This window comes from Amycolatopsis cihanbeyliensis (assembly GCF_006715045.1).
In the GTDB taxonomy this organism is placed as follows: domain Bacteria; phylum Actinomycetota; class Actinomycetes; order Mycobacteriales; family Pseudonocardiaceae; genus Amycolatopsis; species Amycolatopsis cihanbeyliensis.
In genome coordinates this window covers 244,934-268,147 of the sequence record NZ_VFML01000001.1, presented here as the reverse complement: position 1 = coordinate 268,147, position 23,214 = coordinate 244,934, and the positions used below count along the sequence as shown (strand labels likewise).

Annotated in this window: 14 protein-coding genes and 1 pseudogene; all 15 read right to left on the bottom strand. The window is 73.9% G+C overall.

Annotation, left to right across the window (positions count from 1 at the left end; genetic code table 11):
• Positions 1-9 precede the first annotated feature (9 nt).
• Positions 10-1,182, bottom strand: a complete 1,173-nt coding sequence (locus tag FB471_RS35770; RefSeq protein ID WP_246076649.1) for a cytochrome P450 — start codon at positions 1,180-1,182, stop codon at positions 10-12.
• 42 nt (positions 1,183-1,224) lie between these two features.
• A pseudogene (locus tag FB471_RS35765) lies at positions 1,225-2,757 on the bottom strand ((2,3-dihydroxybenzoyl)adenylate synthase); the annotation flags it as partial.
• A gap of 3 nt (positions 2,758-2,760) precedes the next feature.
• The gene (locus FB471_RS00840; protein WP_141995464.1) at positions 2,761-4,152 is read right to left on the bottom strand and encodes a class I SAM-dependent methyltransferase; all 1,392 of its coding nucleotides are present in this window, start codon (positions 4,150-4,152) and stop codon (positions 2,761-2,763) included.
• Positions 4,142-5,176 (bottom strand): class I SAM-dependent methyltransferase, encoded by a 1,035-nt coding sequence (locus FB471_RS00835; protein WP_141995463.1) that lies wholly within the window; start codon positions 5,174-5,176, stop codon positions 4,142-4,144. The genes FB471_RS00840 and FB471_RS00835 overlap by 11 nt, the downstream gene beginning before the upstream one ends.
• The gene (locus tag FB471_RS00830) at positions 5,173-6,237 is read right to left on the bottom strand and encodes an NAD-dependent epimerase/dehydratase family protein (RefSeq protein ID WP_141995462.1); all 1,065 of its coding nucleotides are present in this window, start codon (positions 6,235-6,237) and stop codon (positions 5,173-5,175) included. The genes FB471_RS00835 and FB471_RS00830 overlap by 4 nt, the downstream gene beginning before the upstream one ends.
• Positions 6,234-7,964, bottom strand: a complete 1,731-nt coding sequence (locus tag FB471_RS00825) for an ABC transporter ATP-binding protein (RefSeq protein WP_141995461.1) — start codon at positions 7,962-7,964, stop codon at positions 6,234-6,236. The genes FB471_RS00830 and FB471_RS00825 overlap by 4 nt, the downstream gene beginning before the upstream one ends.
• Complete coding sequence (locus FB471_RS00820; RefSeq protein WP_141995460.1) at positions 7,961-9,802, bottom strand: ABC transporter ATP-binding protein; 1,842 nt, start codon at positions 9,800-9,802, stop codon at positions 7,961-7,963. The genes FB471_RS00825 and FB471_RS00820 overlap by 4 nt, the downstream gene beginning before the upstream one ends.
• On the bottom strand, positions 9,799-15,216 hold the full coding sequence (locus FB471_RS00815; RefSeq protein WP_141995459.1) for a non-ribosomal peptide synthetase: 5,418 nt from the start codon (positions 15,214-15,216) through the stop codon (positions 9,799-9,801). The genes FB471_RS00820 and FB471_RS00815 overlap by 4 nt, the downstream gene beginning before the upstream one ends.
• Positions 15,213-16,784 (bottom strand): ABC transporter ATP-binding protein, encoded by a 1,572-nt coding sequence (locus tag FB471_RS00810; RefSeq protein WP_141995458.1) that lies wholly within the window; start codon positions 16,782-16,784, stop codon positions 15,213-15,215. Before FB471_RS00810 ends, FB471_RS00815 begins: the two co-directional genes overlap by 4 nt.
• Positions 16,781-17,575 carry an ABC transporter permease gene (locus FB471_RS00805; RefSeq protein ID WP_141995457.1) on the bottom strand — a complete coding sequence of 265 codons (795 nt, stop codon included), beginning with the start codon at positions 17,573-17,575 and terminating at the stop codon, positions 16,781-16,783. The genes FB471_RS00810 and FB471_RS00805 overlap by 4 nt, the downstream gene beginning before the upstream one ends.
• Positions 17,572-18,537, bottom strand: coding sequence for an ABC transporter permease (locus tag FB471_RS00800; protein WP_246076182.1), 966 nt, complete (start codon positions 18,535-18,537; stop codon positions 17,572-17,574). The genes FB471_RS00805 and FB471_RS00800 overlap by 4 nt, the downstream gene beginning before the upstream one ends.
• Positions 18,534-20,090, bottom strand: a complete 1,557-nt coding sequence (locus FB471_RS00795) for an ABC transporter substrate-binding protein (protein WP_141995456.1) — start codon at positions 20,088-20,090, stop codon at positions 18,534-18,536. Before FB471_RS00795 ends, FB471_RS00800 begins: the two co-directional genes overlap by 4 nt.
• Entirely contained in the window at positions 20,087-20,794 is a 708-nt protein-coding gene (locus tag FB471_RS00790; protein WP_141995455.1) for a VOC family protein, read from the bottom strand. Before FB471_RS00790 ends, FB471_RS00795 begins: the two co-directional genes overlap by 4 nt.
• Entirely contained in the window at positions 20,770-21,870 is a 1,101-nt protein-coding gene (locus FB471_RS00785) for a Gfo/Idh/MocA family oxidoreductase (RefSeq protein WP_141995454.1), read from the bottom strand. Before FB471_RS00785 ends, FB471_RS00790 begins: the two co-directional genes overlap by 25 nt.
• Complete coding sequence (locus tag FB471_RS00780) at positions 21,867-23,192, bottom strand: salicylate synthase (RefSeq protein ID WP_246076181.1); 1,326 nt, start codon at positions 23,190-23,192, stop codon at positions 21,867-21,869. The genes FB471_RS00785 and FB471_RS00780 overlap by 4 nt, the downstream gene beginning before the upstream one ends.
• Positions 23,193-23,214: the final 22 nt, after the last annotated feature.

Sequence of the window (23,214 nt, the reverse complement as noted above, 5' to 3'; positions counted from 1 at the left end):
GGATTCTCCTCACCAGGTAACGGGCATGGTGCGCGGGCCGCGGAAGAATGTCTCGGTCTTCCACTCGGGTTCGGCGGCCAGGCGCAGTCCCGGCAGCCGGGTCACCAGGGCCCGCAGCGCTTCCTGCAACTCGAGACGGCCCAGCGCCGAGCCGATGCAGTGGTGCAGCCCGTGGCCGAACGCGAGGTGGCCGCGGGCATCCCGGTCGGGGTCGAGCGTTCCGGGGTCGACGAAGACCCGCTCGTCGCGGTTCGCGGCGCCGATGGAGACGAGTACCGGCTCACCCGCGCGCACGACCGTGCCGCCGACCCGAACATCCTCCGTCGCGTAGTGCGCGAACATCGCGCTGGAGGCGAGCGGGACGTAGCGCAGCAGTTCCTCGACGGCGCCCTCGACGCGGCCGGGGTCGTCGGCCAGCCGCGCGAACGCGGTGACCCCGTCGCCGTGGGTCAGCAGGGTGTAGGTGAAGTTGGGGATCTGCGATGCGGTGGCCTCATAGCCTGCGACGAGAATCGCGATGCACAGCAACACCAGTTCCCGCTCGCTCAACCGATCGCCGATATCGCCGGCCTCGATGAGCGCGGTCATCAGGTCGTCGGCGGGCTCGGCGCGGCGGCGCTCGATGAGGCCACCGATGTAGGCCGACAGCTCGCCCAGGTTCCGCTGGGTCTGCTCGGGCGTCATGCTGCTGGTGGACAGCAGCCCGTCGTTCCACGCCCGGAACCGCTCGTGGTCCTCGGCCGGGACGCCGAGCAACTCGCAGATCACCGAGATCGGGATGGGCAGGGCGAGGTCGGTGACCAGGTCGGCGGGCGGTCCGGCGGCGAGCATGCGGTCGAGCAGTTTCGCGGTGAGCGTGCGCACGTGCGGGCGCAACGCCTCCACGCGGCGCGCGGTGAACGCCTTTCCTGCCAGCGACCGGATTCGGGTCAGCTCGGGCGGGTCCATCGCGACGATCCCGCCGGGCACTCTGGGCAGGGCCCTCGGTGCGTCGCGTTCGGCCGCGGCGGCGCGGCTGAACCGGCGATCGCTCAGCACGAGCCGTGCCTCGTCGTGCCGGGTGACCAGCCACGCCGGTTCCCCGTACGGCAGCGTGACGCGGGTCAGCCCCGGCTCGGCCAGCGCCCGCTGGTAGGGCGGCGCGAGGTCGAGACCGGTGAAGTCGTTGAACGGGTACCGCACCGGCCCTCCGGCAAGGGCCTTGCGGTCGACCTTGCCGAGACCGGTGCGCGGGAACGAGTCCACGACCCGCACGCGGTCGGGCAGTTTGAACGCCGCGACCCCGAGCGCGGTCAGGTGGCTCACCAGGTCCTTGCGGGTGGGCGGCGTGCCACGCGGGATCACGTAGGCGCAGCTGCGTTCTCCCATCACCTCGTCCGGGATGCCGACGATGGCGACGTCGTGCACGGCCGGATGGCGCAGCAGCAGGTTCTCCACCTCCTCGACGGGCACCTTGTCGCCGCCCCGGTTGATCACGTCGGAGACCCGGCCCTCCACGACGAGGTGCCCGCTGGGCAGGCGGCGGACCAGATCGCCACTGCGATAGAAGCCGTCCCCGGTGAACGCCACGGCATTGTGCTCATCGGCCCGGAAGTATCCGCGCACGGTGTACGGGCCGCGGACCTGCAGCTCCCCGGCCTCGCCGTCCGGCACCGCGGCCCCATCCACACCGACGATCCGGACCTCGTCGTCCGGGCACAGTGGGCGGCCCTGCGTGCCGGACACGAGGTGGTCGGGGTCGTCGGCGCGGGTGAAGTTGAGCAGACCCTCGGCCATGCCGTAGACCTGCTGCAGCGCGCAGCCCAGCTCGGGACCGACCCGCCTGGCCGCCTCGTCCTTGAGCCGCGCGCCACCGGCCTGCAGCAGGCGCAGGCTGCTGAGGTCGGGCTCCAGCTCGGCCGCCGCGTCGAGCCACACCATGACCAGCGGCGGCACCAGCGCGGTCGCGGTGACCCGCTCCCCGGCGATCAACGGGAACGCGGTCTCCGGGTCGGCGCTGGTACACAGCACCACGGTCCCGCCGACCCACAGCGTGCCCAGTACACCGGGGCAGGCGAACGCGAAGTTGTGCGCCACCGGCAGCGCCGCCAGGTACCGGGTCGTCTGGTCGAAGCCGCACACCTCGGCACTCGCGCGCAGGTTGTAGTGGTAGTCGTCGTGCGTGCGCGGGATGAGCTTCGGCAGCCCGGTGGTCCCGCCGGAGAGCAGCAGCACCGCCACGTCGCCGGGATCGGGCTCGTCGCCGTCCGCGTCCGGTTCCCGCTCCAGGTCGGCGAGCGCCGTGAACTCGGCCGCCTCGCCCACAACGAGTACCTGCTCGATGCCGGTCTCCTCGCGCACGGTGCGCGCGAGCGGCAGGTATTCCTCGCCGGTCACGTAGGCGACCGGGGTGGCGAGCCCGGCCAGGTGCACGATCTCGGTCTCGCGGTGCGGCGGAAGAGCGAGCACCGGCACCGCGCCGACGCGGAACAGCGCGAAGCAGAGCGGCAGGAACTCGGCCACGTTCGGCAGGTGCACGAGTACCCGGTCGGCGCGCGTGACACCGCGGGCCCGCAGCCCGGCGGCGAGCCGGCCTGCCCACGCGTCCAGCTCGCGGTAGGTCCAGCGCCGGTCGCCGTCGACCATCGCCGTCCGGTCCGGCCACCGCCGCGCCGCGTCGGTGAGCACGGTGCCGAGCGTGCGGCCCTGCCAGTGGCCACGGTCGCGGTAGCGCCGCGCGAGTTCGTCCGGCCAGGGGACGAATCCGTCCAACCCCATCAGTCAGGCTCCCTTCGATGGTTGCTCGGGACGCACCGCGGCGAAGACGCGGTGGCCCAGCTCGGCAAGGGGATGGTCGTCGGGCGGCAGGCCGACGACCCGATGTAGCCCGGCCGCGTCGAGGACGCGGTTCCACTGCGGCAGCGTGAGGAACGTGGCACCGGTGGCGGCCCTGTCGTCGTCGGCTTCCGCCATCAGGAACGCCTGCGAGGTGAGGATCCAGAACTCCTCGGCCGTCGGCTCGGTGAGCACCAGCCAGCCGCCGGGGCACAACAGCTCGGTGAGCCACCGCACCGAGGCGTCGGTGTCCCTCGCCGCGTTCAGCACCCCGCCGCCGAGCACCACGTCGAACGAGGCGGGCTGGTAGCCCTGCTCGCCCGGCCCGGCATCGATGTCGTACCGGCCGAAGCGCACCCACGGATACCGGGACAGCCATTCGCGCGCCTCGTCCAGAAAGGACGCCGACACGTCGGTGTAGAGGTAGTCCACGGTCACGCCCACCCCGGCGAGTGCGGGGACCACGCGCTCGGTCGTGGCGCCGGTTCCCGCGCCGACCTCCAGCACCCGCAGCGGCCGCTGCCACCGCGCCGCCAGCGCCGCGGTCAGGCCCGCGACCGCGGCATGCTGGTACCGGCCGGTGAGGTTCTCCCGGTACAGGGCGGCGGCCAGGCCGGTCCGGCCCTCCGGGAACAGCAGGGGCACCGCCCCGCAGCGCCCGCTGAGCAGGTCGGGAAGCCGTTCGGCGTTGCGCCGCGCGTACTCGACGGTGCGGGCCGCGCCCGCGGTCGCGAGCCAGCCGCGCTCGGCCTCGGTCCACGCCCGGCGCAGCGCGTCGTCGGAGTACTCGCCCGGTTCCGGCACGGCACGCAGCGCACCGCCGTCGCCGTGCAGCAGCCCCTGCCCGGTGAGGACGTCGAGCCAGCGGCCGAGCAGCCCGCGGTGCGCGGGAGCCACCTCGGTGGCGGCGGCGATCTCGGCCGGGGTGTGCGCGTCGCCTTGACCGGTGAACAGTCCCCTGTGGACGAATGCGTTCAGCATCGACAGCAGCGCCGCGTACCCGAAGCGGTACACCGCGACCACGGCGGCGTCCAGGTCGATTCCGGCCAGCTCGCGCTCGGCCGCCCCGGCGGCGGCCGAGCGCACACCGTCCACATCGGTCACACCGCTGGGGACGTGGACCAGTTCGACGTCGAAGGCCCTGCGCACCGCGTCCGCCTCGACGTCGGCGAGTGGCTCGCCGTGGTAACGGATACGGCGGAGCGCGGGCAGGTCGGTCATCGGCGCGGCAGGCTGCGCGGGCAGGGCGCGTACGGTCGCCGCGGGCAAAAGGACCTCCGCTGCCCCCGAGCGCTCCAACCGCGCGAGCACCCTTGCCGGATCACTCTCACTCCACACGGCGGCTCCAGAACAGTTGCTGTCCCGCGACGGCGAGCGGGGACTCCGGGTCTGGCAGGGTGCGGGGCGGGGTGAAACCCGCACCGGTCAGCTCCGCGCACCAGCCGGCCTCGTCGACGAACACGGCGCCGGCGGGGCCACGCCGGTCGTCGCTGCCGAGCCGGGCTCGTCCCGGCTCGGGTGAGAGCAGGAACTGCATCGACGTGAGGATCGCGTGGTTCTCACGGGTGGACTCGGTGAACACCAGCGAGCCGCCGGGCGCGAGCAGCCACCGGATACGCTCCAGCGCGCGGCCGACATGGGTCGCGTTGTGCAGGACGTTGCCCGCGAGTACGACATCCGCGCTGCCCGCCTCCCTGCCCTGTGCCGCGAAGTCGGTGTCGATGTCCAGCAGCGCATGGTCCACGCCCGGGTGTTCGGCGAAACGCCGCGCCGCGGCGACGGTGAACAGCCGCGAGACATCGGTGAACAGGTACTCGTACCGCGCGCCGCGCAGGGCGGCGAGCGCGGCGGCCGTGCACAGCCCGGCGCCGCCGCCGAGCTCCAGCACGCGCAGCGGGTACGGGGTGGCGTCGGCGGCCTGGCGCACCAGGTCCGCGCTCGCGGCGTTGAGGTAGCCGGTGAAAACGTTGTCCTGGTAGGCCGCCAGTGCGGTGAGCACGTCGGCGTCGCCGAACAGCAACTGCCGCACGTCGACCTCGTCGGCCAGCAGGCCGGACAGCCGCGCGAGCGCCGCCCGGTGGAAGCGGGCCATGGCAGGCGGGAACCCGAGCGTGGCGTAGGCGTCCTCGAACTCGGGACCCGGCGCGCCGCCGTCCGGTTCGATGTCCGGCTCGCCCTCCAGCGCGGCCCGCCAGCGGTCCACCAGCCACGCGTGCCGCGCCGCCACCCCGGTGGACGGCAGCACGGCGGCCATGGCGCGCAGGCTGGTCTCCTCCACCCGGCGCAGTGCGCCGGGCAGTGCGGCCACGTCGTGCCCGGCGATCGCCGCGAGCCCAGCCTCATGCGCACGTTCAAGCGTCACAGGACTCCCTCCTCTATCGAGGCGAGCCGCTCGATCCCGGTGTCGAACACGACCGGCTCGGCGATACCCGCGGCGGTCAACCGCTGGATGGTGATCGCCGGGTCGAGCACGTCGGCCGCGAAGTGCGTGCCGGGCGGCACCTCCGCCCGGTCGACGGCGAGCGTGGCCAGCGCCGTGACCGCACCGGTCAGCTCGCCGTTGCCACGCCCGCGCAGCAGCACCGTGCGGATACCCGGCCCGTCTCCCCGGGTGCCGTCGACCTGGACGAGCAGCAGGACGTGCGGCTCCCGGCCCGCGAGGTCGAGCCCGCTGGCGCGACGCAGTGCGGCGACGGCCTCGGCACGGTCGAGCGTGCGGACGCGGCCGAACGCGGCGCGAACGTGCTCGCCGGTCAGCGCGGTGTACCAGTCGCCTTCGACCAGCCCGAGCGCGCGGGCGAGTCGTTCGGACTCGGTACTCAGCGCGGGCAGTAGCGTGACCGGGCCGGGCAGGAACGGCAGCGTGGCCTCGTCGCGCCTGGTCAGCGCGCCGGAGCGGCGGGTACCGCCCCGCCACGCGGCCAGGGGCTCGCTCGTGCCGTCGGCCGCCGCGTGCAGGAAATCGTCGGCGGCCGCGGCGGTGAACTCGTCCAGCACACCGAGGTACACCCGCAGCCCGTGCACGGTGTCCAGCTCGCCGGCCGCGGCCCAGCGCGGCAGCAGGCCGGTGAGACCAGGCTGGAGCCCGGCGGAGAGCACCACGCGATGCCCACCGGTACCCACCCGGCCGAGCGCGGCGTACACCGCGTCGTCCCCGGCGGCGTCCACGTAGCCGGCCCCGGCCCGCAGCGCCGCCCGCGCCACCCGGTCGCCGACGGCATGTGACGGTCCGGCGCAGTTGACCACGATCCGGCACCCGCGCGCGAACCGGTCCAGCGAAGCCGGATCGTGGACGTCGACCGTACGCCGCCCTTCGGTGTCACGTGTGGACAAGCGAAGCGGCCCGGCACCCAGGTCGCGCAGGATTCTGGCGGTGCGCGTGCCCACCTGGCCGGACGCGCCCACGACTGCGATGGCGTTCATGGCACCAGCCGCCAGCCCTCGGCGCGGGAGCGCTCGTTCCAGAACCGCGTGTAGGCACCGCCGGAGGCAAGCAGTTCCTCGTGCGTACCGGCCTCGGCGACGCGACCGCCGTCGAGCACGAGGATCTGGTCGGCCGCGACGACGGTGGGCAGCTTGTGCGCGATCACGAGCAGCGTGGCGCGGTCGGACAGGGCACGCAGCGCGCTGGCCACGTACCGCTCGTTCTCCGGGTCGAGCGCGGCGGTCGCCTCGTCGAGCAGCACGATCGGCGCGTCCTTGAGGATGGCCCTGGCCACCGAGACCCGCTGCCGTTCCCCACCGGAGAGGGACGCGCCGCCCTCACCGACCCCGGTCCGCCAGCCGTGCGGCAGCCTGGCCACGATCTCGTCCACCCCGGCCAGCCGCGCCGCCTCCCGGACATCCGCCTCGGACGCCGATGGCCGACCGAGGCGGATGTTGGCTTCCAGGGTGTCGTCGAACAGGTACACGTCCTGCATCACGACCGAGATCTGCGCCATGAGGTCCGTCGTGGACAGTTCGCGCACGTCGGCGCCGCCCACCGAGACCACCCCGGCATCCACGTCGAAGAACCGGAGGACGAGCCGGGTGATCGTGGTCTTGCCGGAGCCGGAGGCACCCACGATGGCGGTCATGGTGCGCGGTGGCACGCGGAACGTGACGTCCGCCAGCACCGGACGGTCCGGCTCGTAGCCGAAGGTCACCCCGGTCAGCGCGATCTCGCCCGGCGCGGTGAGCTCGCGGGATCGGGCGGGCTCGGGCAGCGGCGGCTCGTCGAAGATGGCGGCGAGGCGGCGCAGGTCGTTGGCCGCCATCCGCAGCATCCCGCTCTGCCCGGCCAGCTCGGCCAGCGGGCCGGTCAGCCGCGCGGCCAGCGCAAGCAGCGCCACGAGCGGCACCGGGTCGATCGCCCCGCCTGCGGCGAGGCTCACGCCGACCGCGATCACCACGGCGAACGCGAGCTGCACCGCGAGGCCGCTGCCGAGCAGCCGGGGCGCGGTCTGCGCCAGCATCCGGCCCCACGCGCCGCGCTGCCGCTCGATCGCGTCCTCCAGCGGCTGGTAGCCCTCGGTGGTACGGCCGAACGCCCGCAGCACCTGCTGGTTGCGGGCGAACTCCACCACCCGGCTGCTGGCGAGTGCGCCCGCGGCGTCGGTGCGCTCCTCGCTGCGGCCCACCGCGGTGGCGGCCCAGCGATGCACCAGGTACAGCAGCGGCGCGCACAGCACGGTGGCCAGCCCGAGCCGCCAGTCGAAGGCGAGCATCGCGAGCGCGACGGTGGCGGGGGTGAGAATGCCGCTGGCGACCGGGGTCAGCAGGTGCGCGGTGACGTTGGTGACCATCAGCGTGCCACCGGTGGCGCTGCGCGAGAGCCTGCCCACCTGCTCGGAGGAGAACCAGCCCAGTGGCAGGGTCGCGACGTGGTCGCCGAGCCTGCGGTGCAGGCTGGTCAACGTCACCAGCGCCAGCGCGAAGCCCTTCATCGCCTGCTGGTAGCGCGCCACGCAGGTGATCACGACGGCGGCCAGCAGGACGAGCAGCCAGCGCAGCGCGATGCCGGTCTGCCCGGCCAGCAGGGCTTGGAGCACCGGCACGAGCAGCGCCGTGGCCACCCCCTGCAGTACCCCGAAGGCCACCAGCCACGCGAGGTAGATCCGGACCGAGCGGCGGTGCTCCGGCCCCATGATCGTCATCAGGTCCCTGATCACTTCCCGCTCCCTTCGGCCCGCGTGTAGGCCCGCCACATGCGCGCGTACCGACCGCCCGCGGCGAGCAACTCCTCGTGGGTGCCGCGTTCGGCGACCACTCCGCCGTCGAGCACGACGATCTGGTCGGCCCCGGTGATGGTGGCCAGGCGGTGCGCGATGACGAGCACGGTGCGACCGCTGGCGAGTACCGACAGCGCGTCCTGGATCTGCGCCTCCGACTCCGGGTCCGCGTAGGCGGTGGCCTCGTCCAGCACCAGCACCGGGGTGTCGGCGAGCAGGGCACGCGCGATGGAGATGCGCTGCGCCTCCCCGCCGGAGAACACCGCATCCTCTCCGACGACCGAGTCGTATCCCCGGGGCAGCGCCAGGACCCGGTCGTGGATGCGGGCCGCCGTCGCCGCCGCGACGAGGTCGTCGGCACCGGCGTCCGGCCGGCCGAGACGCAGGTTGTCCGCGACGGTGCCATGCAGCAGTTGCACGTCCTGCAGCACGAACCCGACCTTGCGGTACAGCGTCTCCGGGGCGATCCGGCGCAGGTCCACCCCGCCGAGGCGGATGGCGCCGCCGGTGACGTCGTAGAACCGGGGCAGCAGCTTCGCCATGGTCGACTTGCCCGCGCCGGAGCTGCCGACGAGTGCGGTGACCGTGCCCGGAAGGCACTCCAGATCCACATGGGACAGAACGGGTTCGGTGCCGTCGTAGCTGAACGACACGTCGGCGAACTCGACGTGGTGACCGTCGGGTTCCTCGGGGTGCTCGGCGACCGGCAGGCTCGGCGTGCGCAGCAACGTCACGATCCGCTCGGCGGCGGCCACGGCCTTGCGCTGCGCGGTCAGGCCGTTGTTCAGGGTGAGCAGCGTGGTCGGGATGACGAGCGCGACGAGCACCTCGGTCAACGCCTCGACCGGGGTCACCCAACCCCGCGCGGTGAACCAGATGCCGCCGGCGAGGCTCACCACCGCGATCACCGGCGCGGACAGCGCCATCGAGGTGAGCGCCTCCAGCCGCAGCACCGGGCGGACCCAGCCGGCATAGCGCTGCCCGTACTCGTCCACCGCGCGGCGGTAACTGTCGTGCGCGCGGCCCACCTGGCCGAACACCTTCACCACGGTGATGCCGTGGACGAACTCGACGATCGCGGCGCTCACCTTCGCGAAGCCCGCGTCCATCTGCCGCATCTTGTCGGCGAAGCCGCGCATCATCCACGCGTAGGCGACCAGGTAGATGGGCAGCGTGGCGACGGCGAGCAGGGCGAGCCGCCAGTCCAGCCAGCACAGGTACGCCACGCCCGCGACCGGGAGCACGATCGCGCCGGTCAGCTCGACGTCGTGGTGCGCGACGAGGTGGTGCAGGTCGTCGATGTCGTCCTGGGCGGCCTTGCGCACCTGCCCGGACATGGTGTCGGAGTACCAGCCGAGCGGGACGGCGCCGAGGCGGCGCACCATGCGGCGGCGCAGGATCGTCTGCAACCGGGCGTCGGCCTGGTGCGTGAACCAGAGCGCGAGGCCGCCCGCGAGCCAGCCCACGACGAGCGCGGCGACGACGACGGCCGCGATCAGCGCCAGCTCGCCGCCGTCGACGGGCCTGCCTGCTCCCGGCTCCAGCAGGGCCCGGCCCAGCTCGGCGAGACCGGCGAACGGGACGAGGGTGGTGAGCGCCCCGAGGGCGCCGAAAACCACGCCCAGCCGGGTCAGCCGGGCCACCGGCCTGCGCAGCTCGCGCAGCGCGGCCCCGGAGCGAGTGCGCCGCCGCCGGCCAGGGTCCTCCCCGGTGGGCTCCCGCGCGCCGGTGCCGGTCGGTGTCTCGTCGACGGTGGAGGTAGTTGTCGTGGTCGTCATGACCCTTCCCCGGTGAGTGGAGTAGCGAGGTGGGCGGCGGTCACATCCACCTGTGGCGGTTCGATCACGCTGAAGTGGTTGCCGGGAACGTCGATCACGGTGAGCCCGCCGAGGCAGGTCCGCTGCCAGAACGGCGCCACCAGGTGGCCGACCCCCGCGGTGATGCCGAAGGACTGCTGCTCGGTGGCGCGCAGGAAGGTCATGGCGCCCGCGTACGGCTCGGGGTCGAACCGGGCGGCGCGCATGCTGTGCCGGCAGACGTGGAACAGCGCGGGGATCAGCTCCGGATCGACCGGCACCCCCGCCTGCCGTGCCGCCACGGCCGCGTAGGAGGCGAGGCGCTCCGGCTGGGTGCGCTCGTGCTGCCGGCGTGCCGCGGCCGCCACCGCGTCGAGGCCGGGGTCGCCGCCCAGAGCCGCGAGCGCTCCCGCCGGGATGACCCGGTCGTGCTCGTCCATCAGCCCGTCGATGGCGCGGTAGACATCGGCGGGGTCGACGTCCTCGCCGAAGACCGTGGCCACCGGGTCGAGCCCGAGATTCGGGACGAAGATGGCCTCGAAGGCCAGTTCCTCGTCGGTCTCGAGGAACATGGGGATGCTGTCTACCAGGGTCAGGTCGTCGACGGCGACGCCGCGCTCGAGCATCCGCCTCGCCACCTCGGTGGCGAGCAGGCCGCCGAGGCAGTAACCGATCAGCTGGAACCGCTGGTACCCCTCGGAAAGCAGGCGGTCGGTGTAGTCGTCGGCGACCCGGGCGATCAGCTCCCCGGGCTCGATGGCGCAGTAGGCTTCGGCGTCGGCGACTGCCATGCCGACCACCGGCCCCAGCTCCTGCCGCGCCAGCGCGTTGCCGATCGGCTGGAAGTAGTCCATGGTCCCGAGCGCGGCGTGGAACAGCACCCGGGCCGGGCCTTCCTCCCCTCCCCCGAACGGCACCAGCAGCGAGTTCCCGCGCTCGGCACGTCCACTGTGCACATCCTCGGTGGCTGGCCGGTCGGCGGTCAGGGATCGGGCCAGCGCCGCGACGGTGGGCTCGTTCAGCAGCTGCCGCAGCAGCGTGTCATAGGCGACGCCCGCCGCCTCCGGCACCTCCTCGCGCAGCCGCCCGGCCACCCTGGCCATGACCAGCGAGTCCGCGCCCCGGTCGTAGAAGTTCTCCCCCCTGTCGATACGCGCCACGCCCAGCGCGCTCGCCCACAGCGCGCACAGCCTGGCCTCCAGCTCGTCCGGTGCGGCGTCCTCGCCGGTGTCGGATCCGGCGAGCGGCGCGGGACGCCAGGTGACCAGCAGCGCGCGGTCGACCTTGCCGTTGCCGGTGAGGGGCAGCTCGTCCACGAGCTGCAGGTGGGTTGGCACCATGTGCGCGGGCAGGCGCTCGGCGAGGAACGCGCCCAGCCGCTGGGGCGTGACCTGCCGCCGGTCGGTCTTGGCGCGCGCGGCGAACAGGTGCATGCCCTGCGCGGCCTGTGGATGATCGTCCTCGGGCAGGCACAGCACGGCACGCGCACCCGCCCGCTCGGCCAGTTCCTGCCAGCGCTCCCGGGTGAGCAGGGTGGTGCCGTCCGCGCGTGGGTCCATCAGGAAGCCCTGGGTGAGCAGGATGTGCGGATGCTCGGCGGTGGGCTCGGTGAACACCAGCCAGCCGCCGGGCACCAGCAGCTCCACGGCCCTTTCCAGCGCGACGCCCGGGTCGCGGGTGCTGTTCAGCATGCCCGCGCACAGCACGACGTCGAACGAGTTGGGCGCGAGGCCCTGCTCGCGATGCCCGGAGTCGAGGTCGACCACACCGGTGCGCAGCCCGCCGAGCCCGGCGAACTCCGCGCGTGCCCCGGGCAGGAAGAACGGGGTGATGTCGGTGAAAAGGTAGTCGACGTCGAACCCGGCGAGCAGCGGCAGCACGGCCGAGGTGGTGGCGCCGGTGCCCGCGCCCGCCTCGAGCACCCGCAGTGGCCCGGCGTCCTCGTCGCGCGCGGCGGCGATCCGGTTCAGCAGCGCCGCGGCGCCGTGGTTGAGGTAACGGGAGATCGCGTCATCGCGGTACACCGCGCGGGCGGTGTCCGTCCGCCCTTCCGGAAACAGCAGCTCGAACGGGTTCTGCTCGCCGTCCAGCAGCGCGTCGACGCGCTCGACGTGCGCGCGGTGGTACCGGACGAACTCGGGCGTGCACAGCCCGGCGTCCGCCTGCCGCTCGACCCGCTCCCACGCGCGCCGCTCCGCCTCCGCGTCGACCTCGGTGCGCGGGGTGTAATGCCCGGTCCCGGGGTCGAAGCCGAGGTGACCGGCCCCGGCGAGGAGGTCGAGCCAGCGGCGCACCAGCCAGTGGTGCCGCTCGGGCACCCGCGCCGCCCGCAGCACGTCCTCCGCCGTTTGCGGGCTCGCGAGCGCACCCCGCCGGGTGAGCGCGCGCAGCATCGAACCGTACGCGGCGCCGTGCAGGGCACGCACGTGCTCGGTGACCTGCTCGGCGCCGAGCCCGGTGACCTGCCGGTCGGCGAACCGGCGCACCGCGTCGATCGTGCGGTCGAGTGGCTCGGCGGGTTCGGTGTGCCGGGCGGGTTCGGCGAAGCCGAGCAGCCCGTCGCCGTCGACGACCACCGCGGCGCCGCCGACCTCGGGGTGGGCGAGCAGCGCGGCCTCGATCTCGCCCAGCTCGATCCGGTGCCCGCGGATCTTGACCTGGTTGTCCTCGCGGCCCAGGAACTCGATGTCCCCGCCGGGCAGGTAGCGGCCGAGATCGCCGGTGCGGTAGAGCCGCTGCCCATCGACCGGGTGGTGGAAGAATTTCGCGGCGGTGAGCTCAGGGGCGCCGAAGTACCCGGTGGCCAGCCCCGACCCGGTGATGTACAGCTCCCCGGTGGTCCACACCGGACAGTCCCGCAGCGCGGCGTCCAGCACGCGGAAACCCTGGTTGGTCAGTGGCCTGCCGTAGGGGATGCTCGTCCACTCCGGATCGACCCGCTCGATCGGGTGGTGGATGGACCAGATGGCGGCCTCGGTGGCTCCGCCGAGGCTCACCAGCGACAGCCCGGGCAGGTGCGCGGTGGCCTTGGCTGGCAGGGACACCGGGACCCAGTCGCCGGAGAGCATCGCCAGGCGCGGGGTGGGCAGGGGGGCCGGTTCGCTGTCGAGGTAGCTCACCAGCATCCGCAGCTGCGCGGGCACGGAGTTCCACACCGTCACCCCGTACTCGGCGACCAGCCGTGCCCAGTGCGAGGGGTCGGCCGGCCGGCCCGCGTCCGGCAGCACCAGCGCGCCGCCCACCGACAGCGGGCCGGCGATGTCGTAGACGGACAGGTCGAAGCCGAGCTGGGCGAGCCCGAGCACCCGGTCCTCCGCGGTCACGGCGAACCGCCGGTTGACGTCGGCGACGGTGTTCAGCGCGGCCCGGTGGGTTACCGCGACGCCCTTGGGGTCGCCGGTCGAGCCGGAGGTGTAGATGACGTACGCGAGCGCGTCCGGATCGATCTCGTCCACCGCGGGCTGATCGGCGACGGGCTGGAGCGTGTCCACGTCGATCGCGGCGCGGTCGGGCCGCTCGGTGAGCCAGGACTGGGTGAGCGCGAGCCGCACCCCGCGCAGCAGCCGCTCGCGGCGCAGCCGGGGCTGCCCGGTGTCCACCGGAAGGTAGGCCGCGCCGGCGAGCAGCACGCCGAGCACCGCGGCGACCTGCTCGGGCCCCTTCTCCATGAGGATCGCGACCCGCTCCCCTGGCTCACATCCGGCCGCCCGCACCGCGTTGGCGACGGCACCGGCACGCCGCGCGAGCTCGCCATAGGTGAGCGTGCCCGCCGGGCCGGTGACCGCGAGCGCGTCCGGCGCGCGGGCCGCCCGCGCGAAGAACTCCGCGTGCAGCGGAGCTTCCGGCAGCGGCGCGGCCGTGTCGTTGGCCCTGGCCCGCTCCTCCACCTGCCAACCCGGCAACGGCACCGGCTCACCGCTGTCCCAGGCGTCGTCGGAATCGGCCAGCCACACCAGCAATGACTCGAACGCCGCGAACATGTCCTCGACCAGCCCGCCGGGGAAGATCCCTTCCCGCACGTCCCAGTTGACCACCAGCCCGTCCGCGTCGTCTCCGACCTGGCAGTCGAGGAACACCTGCGGAGTCTGGGTGATGCCGAACCCGAACCGGCCGATGCTCGACGTGCCGGTCCGCAGCCCGATGCCGCTGGTGAACACCACCGGCAGCAGCGCGGCCTCGCGGCCCCGACGGCGCGCGATCTCGCGGACCACCTCGACGCCGGAGTAGAGCCGGTGATCCAGATCCGCGAACAGCTGGGCACCGAGGCGGCGAGCATGTTCGGAGAACGGGGCGTTACCGCCATCGTCGACGGCCAGCGGGCTCACCGAGGTGAAGTCGCCGACGAGGCGGTCCACCTGCTGATGCAGCGGCTGCCGGTTCAGCAGCGTCAGGTTGAGGGTGAACCGGGGATGGCGGGCCCACCGGCCCAGCACGGCGGCGTAGGCGGTGAGCACGGCGGTGGACGCGGTGATCCCGTGCCGGCCCGCCCGCGCGCGCAGTGCCGCCCACCGGTCGGCACCCAGGCGGGCGTGGTGGCGGTGGAACCGCACCGGACCGTCCTGGGACCGGGTACCCAGCGGCAGGTCGGGTGCCGGGGGCAGTTCGTCCACGCGGGCCTGCCAGTAGTCGCGGTCGCGGCGGTACCGTGCGGTCTCCCGTAGCCCGCGCTCGGCGATCAGGTAGTCGCGGAAGCCGATCTCCAGCGCGGGCAGCTCGGCCGCGGGGTCGGCGAGCAGCGTATCCAGCTCGCCCAGCAGGATCCCTGCGCTGGCCCAGTCGGCGATGAGCGAGTCCATCGATATGTGCAGGACGTCCCCGCCGTCGTGCCGGGTCAGCCGCAGCCCGAACAGCGGCCACGTGGCCGGGTCGTACATCCGGTGCCCCAGCTCGGCGCGCACGGTCTCCAGCGCGGCGGTGACCTCGGCCTCGCCCGCGCCGCGCAGGTCCCTGGCCGGCACCGGGAGATGGGGAACGCTGGGCAGCACCCGCTGGTAGCCGTCGTCGGAGATGACCGCGCGGAGCATGTCGTGCCGCGCGATCAGCTTGTTCCATGCGTCCGCGACGCGCACCGGATCGAGCCGGGGGTAGGTGACCTCCAGGTAGCCGTGGCAGGCCACGCCGCCGTAGCCGAACGGGTCGCGCCTGCCGAGCAGGTAGGCGGCCTGCACGTCGGTGAGCGGGAACGGCTCGGTGGCCGCGTCCGGGTCGCCGACCGCGGTGGCGGCCTCGCCGTCGCGGTCGAGCAGCCGGACGATCTCGGCCTTGTGGGCGCGCAGCGCTTCCCGCCGCTCGTCGGTCAGCACGCCCCTCGGCGCGCGGAACCGGATCTGGCCCGACTCGGCCCAGAGGTCCACCCCCAGTGTTCTCAGCTCGGCGACGATCTCGGGTGCTTTCATGCGACGGACGCTCCTAAGTGGACGTTCGAATTGTGGACGTCGGATGTGGTCTTGAGCAGTCGGGCGGCGCAGCGTTCCGGGTCCGCGCCGTCGCCGAGTAGTTCGGCCGTGCGGCCGGTCGCGACCGTCCCGCCCCGTGCCAGGACGAGCACCCGGTCCGAGGCGGCCGCGGCGACGCGCGCGTCGTGGGTGATCAGGACGGCGGCGAGCCCCAGCTCGGTTCGTAGTTCGCCGAGCAGGTCGAGGACCTCGGCCTGGGTCACGGTGTCCAGCGCGGAGGTCGCCTCGTCGCACAGCAGCACGGCCGGCTCGGCGGCGAGTGCCCTGGCCAGCGCCACCCGCTGCCGCTGGCCGCCAGAGAGCTCGCCGGGCAGCCGCGCGGCCAGTGCACCAGGCAGGTGCACCGCGTCGAGCAGCCGCTCCACCTCCGCGTCCTGGGCGGCACGATCCGCGATGCCGCGCAGCCGTCGCAATGGCCGGGCCAGCGCGGTGCGCACGTTCTGGCGCGGATGCAGCGACTCGGCCGGGTTCTGCGCGACCAGGCCGATCGCGGCCCGCTGGGCGGCGGTGCGCGAGCGGACGTCGGGTGCGAGCGGTTCGCCGTGCAGCAGCACCGTCCCGCTGGTGGGCCGCTGCAGCCCGGCGAGGCAGCGAGCGAGCGTGCTCTTGCCGACCCCGGACACACCGAGCACGGCAAGGCATTCCGCGCGATGGACGGCGAGGTCAACGCCGGACAGCACGGGCCGCGAGCCGTACGCCGCGCCGACCGACCGACCGCCGAGGACTTCGACGCGGCCGGCGCCGGACTCCGGGTGGCGGATGGGCTCGGCGGCCACGAGCATGCGCGCCGCCGGTGAATCCGGGCGGGTGAGCGCCCGCTCGACCGGGCTGTCCTCCACCACCCGCCCCCCTTCGAGCACGACCACGCGGTCCACGAGGGAGCGCACCGTGTCGAGGTCGTGGCTGATCCACAGCAGTGCCACGCCCTCGGCGCGCAGCCGCCGGATCTCGGCGACCACCTCGGCCTTGGCCAGCACGTCGAGTGCCGTCGTCGGCTCGTCCAGCACCAGTAGCCGGGGCGCGCGAGCGAGCGCGGCGGCCACCACCACGCGCTGCTGCTGGCCCCCAGAGAGCTGGTGCGGGTAGCGGCGGGCGAAGTCGGGCTCGCCGGGCAGCGCGACACGTTCCAGCAACCGGCGCACCACCTCACCGCGATCGCGTCGCGGAACCCGCCGCCCGGTGGCGGTGAGCAGGATGGACCCGATCCGCGCGTAGGGGTTGAGCGCGGCGCCAGGGTCCTGGCTCACGTACCCGACGGTGCCGCCGCGCAGCCCCGGCGGCGGGTGCGGCAACACATCGTCGCCGGCCACGGTCACCCGGCCGCCGGCGTGCTCGACACCGGCCCGGCAGTGGCCGAGCAGCGCCAGCCCGAGCGTGGTCTTGCCGGAACCGGACGCACCGACGACGCCGACGGCCTCGCCCTCACCCACGGTGAACGCGGCGCCGTCGAGGACCATCCGGTCCGGTGTGGACAGACGCAACCCTTCGACGTTCACCAACGGCGTCATGCCACCAACCCCCTCGCCCTGCGGCTCACCGCGTCGGAGGTCAGGTTGACGCTCACCGCGATGGCGGCGATCCCGAGCACCGGCACGATCAGCGCCCAGGGCTGCAGCGCCGCACCGGGCAGCGCCTCGACCACCAGCAGCCCCCAGTCGGCCGAGGACGTGCTCAGGCCGAGGAACCCGGCGGCGGCCACGAGGTAGAACGCGATCACGAACCGCAGGCCGAGGTCGGCCAGCAGCGTCCCGGCCACGAGCGGGAGCACCTCGCGGCCGATCAGCCAGCCCCAGCCCTCACCCCGCGCGACGGCCGCCTCCACGTGGGCGCGACCGGCGACCTGCTCGGCCGCGGCGCGCGCGACCCTGGCCGAAAGCGGCAGCCCGGCGAGCGCGACCGCGAGCACGAGCCCCGCCCGGCCGGGCAACGCGGTCAGCACGAGCAGCAGCATGAGGATCGGCGGCACCGCGGCGAGTGTGTCCAGCGGGCGCAGCACCACCGCCTCCACCCAGCGGTGCCGTGGCGCCGCGAGCGCGGTGAAGATCCCGGCGAGGGCGCCGAGCACGGAACCGGCCGTGGCGGCCACGAGGCTGGTCAGCAGCAGCGGCCTGCCGCCGTGCAGCATCCGCGAGGCGACGTCGCGGCCGAGCCGGTCGGTGCCGAACACCCCGCCGGTGCCGGGTGGGCTGTAGGGCCGGGCCACCGGCTCGGTCGGCGAGTGCGACGCCAGCTCGGGTCCGATGAGGACCAGCACCACGACGAGGCCGAACAGCCCCCAGCCGAGCAGCTTGCGGGTCATCGGGCCACCCCCGTACGCAGCCGCGGGGTGAGCAGCACGACAGCCAGGTCGGCCAGCACGAGCGCGGCGAGCATCGCGGCGCCCAGCACGAGCACGAGTGCCTGCACGACCGGCAGGTCACCGGTCCGCACCGACGCCACCAGCAGCTCCCCGATTCCCGGGTAGCCGAACACTTTCTCCACCAGCACGGCGCCCCCGACGAAACCGACGCCGGTGACCAGCCACACCTGCACCGCGACGGGCAGCACCGCCGGTAGCACGGCGCGGCGCAGCAAGGTCGCCCCCGGCGCGCCGGAAAGGCGCAGGAACTCCACGTGTCCCCCGGTGAGCGTGGCTGCGGCCGAGGCCCGGATCACCCGGGTCGCGTACGCGAGGCCGACGAACAGCAGGCTCAGCACGGGCAGCACCAGCACCTCGGGGTGGCTCAGCGGGCTCGCACCCACCGGCAGCAGTGACACCGCGGGCAGCAGGCGCAGGGTGACGGCGAACAGCAGCACGAGCGCGCCGGCCACGACGAACTCGGGCACCGAAACCAGCAGCAGCGCGCCGCCGGAGATCACCCGGTCGGCGCCCCGGCCCCGGCGCCACGCCGCCCACAGCCCCAGCCCCAGCGACAGCGGGGCCAGCAGCCCGATCGCGATCCCCGCCAGCAGCGCGGAGTTGCCGACCCGGTCCGACAGCATCGCGGTGACCGGTTGCCCGGTCGCCGACCTGCCGAGATCGCCGTGGAACAGCCCGGCCACCCACTCGCCGTAGCGGACCAGCACGGGCCGGTCGAGCCCGAGGTGGGCACGCAGCTCGGCGACCCGCTCCGGGGTGGCGGTGGGCCCGAGCCTGCTGGTGACCGGGTCGCCGGGCAGCGCCTCGACCCCGACGTAGACCAGGAAAGACAGCAGGACCAGCAGGCCGAGGCTGGTACCCAGCCGCGGCGCCAGCCTGCGCAGCACCGGATGTCCCGTCACGCCAGCCCGGCCTTGCCGAGGTAGGGGTACTTCGGCTGGCCACGGACCTCGACTCCGGCCACGCTCGTCCTGGCCAGGCTCAACGCGTCGGCAAGGCCCCAGATGACCGTGTTGCCGCGCTCGGCCATGACGTTCTGCGCCCGCGCCCAGGCGCCGGCGCGCTCGGCCCCCGCCGTGCTCGCGATGGCTGTGGTCAGCGCCGACTGGAACTCCCTGCCCGGCATGGCCAGCGCGGGAATCGCGCTCAGCCGGGCGTACATGACGACCAGCGGTACGGGACCCGCCGAGAACGCTATCCCGTTCGCGGCCGCAACGGCATCGGCCGCGAAGAACTCGGCCGGGCCGACGATCTGCGGTCGCACGGTGAGCCCGATGTCCTTGAGCTGCTCGGCCAGCAGCTGGGTCGAGGCGTTGTAGCCGATCTCCCATTCCGCCGACCGGATCGTCACCTCGGCGCCCTCGGCACCGGCCTCGCGCAGCAGCCGCCGCGCCGCCCCGACATCGCGAGCGAGCGGCTCCCGGTCGCTGAAGTACTTGGCACCCGCGCAGAACAGGTCGTTGCCGGGAACGCCGTAGCCGAGCAGCACCGCGTCGACGAGCGCCTTGCGGTCGATGCCGAGCCGCACCGCCTTGCGGGCCCTCGGGTCGTCGAACGGCGGTTTGGTGGTGTTGAGCACGAAACCCATGCCGGTGCGAGCCGCCGCGCCCGCGGTGCGGATCTCCAGGTCCGCCGAGGGGGCGCCGGCCTTCGCCGTGGCGTAGGGGATGTCGCCCGCGTAGTCCGCCTGCCCGGTCCTGACCGCGTTCACCTTCGCCTGCGCCTCGGAAAGGCTCAGCAGCACGAGCTCGTCGGCGGGTGCCGCACCGTCCCAGTGCCGGTCGAACCGCCGGAGCCTGGCCTCGCGGCCGGCCTCGAACGCGTCCACCGTGTACGGACCGGTGCCGACGGCCTCGCCGGCGCCGAAGGCCGTGGCGCCGTCGGGCACCATCTTCCCCGGGAACGCGGCAAGGAACAGCGCGGGATCGCCGACCGGCTGGCGGGTTGGCACGTACAGGGTGTGCTCGTCGCGGACCTCGACGCCCTCGGGGTCCACATAGGCCGCGAGCTGGCTCGGCTGCGGGCGGTCCGGCGAGCTCATGTAGCGCAGGCTGTACGCCACGTCCCGCGCGGTGAAAGGCGATCCGTCGTGCCAGACCACGCCTTCCCGCAGCCGCAGGGTGAACGAGCGCGCGTCGGCTGCCGGAGTCGCCTCGGTCGCGAGTGCGGGCACCACCTCGGCGCCACGCATACCGAACAGCGAGTCGTAGATGACGTCGTTGCGCACGAAGTCGATCGGCGAGCCACCCGCATACGGATCGAGGCTCTCCGCCGCCCCGCCGCCGGTGAAGGCGGCGCGCAGCGTGCCACCCCGGCGGGGCGTGGCCGCTCCGGCGTTCTCGACCGGTCCCCCGCCGCCGCCTCCGGCGCCGCAGGCGGCGAGCAGCGCGCCCGCGCCGGCCACGCCGAGCGCCATGCCGGTGGTCCGCAGCAGATGCCGGCGGTTGATCGTCATGAGGTCCTCCGGGAATCGGTCGGGGACGCCGGGCGCACAGCTGCGCCGTGCAGCAGCCGGGTGTCGAGTTGCTCGGTGAGCCCAGCCAGCTCGATCGCCCGGATCCGGGTCGTCTCGCCAGGCGTGACGGCGAAGTCGGGGCTGTCGCCGATGACGCGGTCGAACGCGGGCCGGTCCGTGGCGCCGACGTCGAGCAGCACGCGGATAAGGCTGGTGACGCCGTTGGGGTGGCGCACCTCCGGCGGATGCTGCGGCGGGTCGTAGGGCGTGACCAGGAACGGCAACCGGTCGTTGCGGGGATAGGCGAAGCGGAACCGCGTAACGGCGCCGTCGGGCCGGGTGCGCTTCCATGCCACCGGCCGCCCGATGGGCACGCCCGCGTCGCGCAGCCGCCGCCGCGGCCCCGCCAGGTCGGATCCCCCGGTGACGACGGCGACGTCGCAGAAGCCCTCCCCCGCCCGCGCCCAGCGCGTCATGCGGGTACCCACGCCCCGGCCGAGGGCGAGCTCGATCGGCCATTTGAGCAGCTCAGCCCTCGGTGGCGTGGTGAGCAGCTCGATGATCGGCCCCTCGGCGAACCAGATGTGCGCGTGTCGGGCGGCGCGCTCGGCCGAGGCGTAGTCCACGGTGAAGCCGAGCTCGCGGAAGTCTGCGACCGCGGCGTGCAGGTCGGCGACCTTCACCAGGACATGGCTGCATCGCATCGGGCTGCCTCCTGTAGTTCGTCGAGCGGGACAGGTTCCGGCTCGCCGGGGCGGATCAGCTCCGGCAGGCCGATCCGGGCGGTGAGCTCGCCCCACAGCTGGGACACGCCGAGCGCCCACTGCCCGCCGCGGCCCCGCCCAGCCGGGTGCTCGATGTCGCGGCGCAGGACGCGCAGGCTCTCGGCCACCGCGTCCGGCCAGAGCGCGGCGAGGACCTCGTGGTAGCTGCCCGGCCGCTCGGCACCGAGCTGGACCGTGCTGGGCACGGCGAGCCGTTCGGTGCCCGGCCCGGCCATGACCAACCGGCCGGTGCCGTCGCGCGGCGAGTGCAGCCGCGGGTTCCACAGCACCGGCCCGTGGGTGTCGGCCAGGGTCAGCGCGCCGCCCTCGTGGCCGAGGGTGACCCGGTGCAGCAGGTACGAGTGGTTGTCGGGGTCGTCGGGGTGCACCTGGTTCTGCACCCGCAGCGTCACCGGGACACCGCCGATCACGGCGGGCAGGGCACGGAACGGGTGCGCGCCGCGCGGGGACGGCTCCCCGAGCGCCCACGGCCGCAGCCCGCCCGCGGCCCGGCCGAGGATGTCCAGCAGCGGGTAGGCGACCTGGCTGTTGCACGCAGCATCGAGGAACGCGGGTGGCCGCCCGCGCCGCAGGAACTCGGCGGCGGCGAGGAACCGGCGCACCGGCCGCAGCCGGGGGTAGAGGGTGTTCACGGCATAGGCGGCCCCGCCCTCGGCAGCCGCGCGCAGGCACTCGGTGATCTCGTCGGCGCGCAGCGGGTGCTCCTGCAGCACGTGGATGCCGCGCCGCAGCAGCGCCCGCGCGAGCTCGGTCCCCGCGCCACCGATGGTGCCTGGCCGCACCACCACGCACGCGGCTTCCACCTCGCCGGGCACCTCGTCCACCGTGGTGAACAGCGGAACGCCGTGGCGTACGGCGCAGGCGACCGAGTAGTCACTACCGCGCGCCAGGATGCCGGCGAGGGCGAACTCCTCCGGGTGCCGCCGGACGGCCTCCAGGTAGACGCGGCCGAACCCGGTACCGGCGACCACCACGCGCAACGGGCGGGGTGTCACGACGCGACCACCGCCGCCCCGCGGTAGGCGGGTGCGCGCACGAGAAACCGGGACACGCTGCGGAGCTTCTCCTCGGTCTCCTCCAGTTCCCTGTCCGGAGCGGACTGGGCGACGATGCCCGCCCCCGCGCGCAGCCACGTGCGACCGCCCCGGCGGTAGACGCTGCGCAGCACGAGCGCGGCATCCAACGTGCCATCCGCGTCCGCGGTGAGCACGGCGCCGCTGTAGAGGCCGCGCTCCGGCTCGGTGCGGCGGATCACCTCGCATGCGGAGGCCTTGGGGATACCGGACGCGGTGACCGCGGGGAACAGGGCGGCCAGCGCGTCCCACGGGGAGCAGGCCCCGGCCAGCCTGCCGGAAACCTCGGACGCCAGGTGCTGGACGCTGCCGCGCTCCTTGACCGACATGAAGTCGGCCACCCGCACCGAACCGGGCTCGCAGACCGTGGCCAGCTCGGTGGCGGCGAGCCGGACCGAGATCGCGTGCTCGAAGACCTCCTTGGCATCGCGGTAGAGCTCCTCGCGGCGGGCGATGTCGAACACGGCGTTGCCGTCGAGCGCGCGGGTACCGGCGAGCGGCTGCGTGGTGACCTGCCCATCGGGTCCGATGTGGACGACGATCTCCGGGCTGAACCCGGTGGCCTCCCAGCCGCCGAGCCGGAGCAGGAAGGAGCGTGCGGGATCGTTGCCGCGCCTGCCTTCCAGGTAGGTGGCGGGCAGGTCGATCTCGGCGGACACCGGAACCGTGCGGGAGAGGATCACCTTGTCGAGCCCGCCCGCCCTGATGTCCGCCACCGCGGTGTCGACGGCGGCCCGGTACTCCGCACCGCCATACCCCGCGACGTCCACGTCGAGTCGCTGGCGGGATCCGGACTCGCTCTCGCCGGGCACCGCGTCGGCGAGCCGCTGTTGCAGCACGTCCAACTCGGCGCCACTGGTGGCGCGCAGCAACGCGGAACCCGCACCGATCCGGATCTCCCGCTCGGGCACGGCGAGGTGGGCGAGCGTGCTGTCACGGGCGGGGCCCGGCGCGCCGTTCAGCGCGTGACTCAGCTCGAAGCAGGCCCAGCCATAGGCGCGCCAGTGCGGTACCGGCACGTCCCGCAGTGCCGCGCCGGCCCCGTCGAGTGGCGTTCCAGGGGCGGGGAACTCCCGCCGCCGCCCTCCGGTGCTGAGCGTAGCGCCGTCGGCGTGCACGCGGACCGTGGCGAGCTCGCCCTCGGCGAGACAGGCCGTGCCGGCGCCCTCGTAGACGACGTGGGCTTCCCCCGATCCCGCGGCGAGCGCCGTCACCGCGGTCAGCGGGTCGAACTCGAACGGCACGCGGCGCTCGACGTAACCAGGC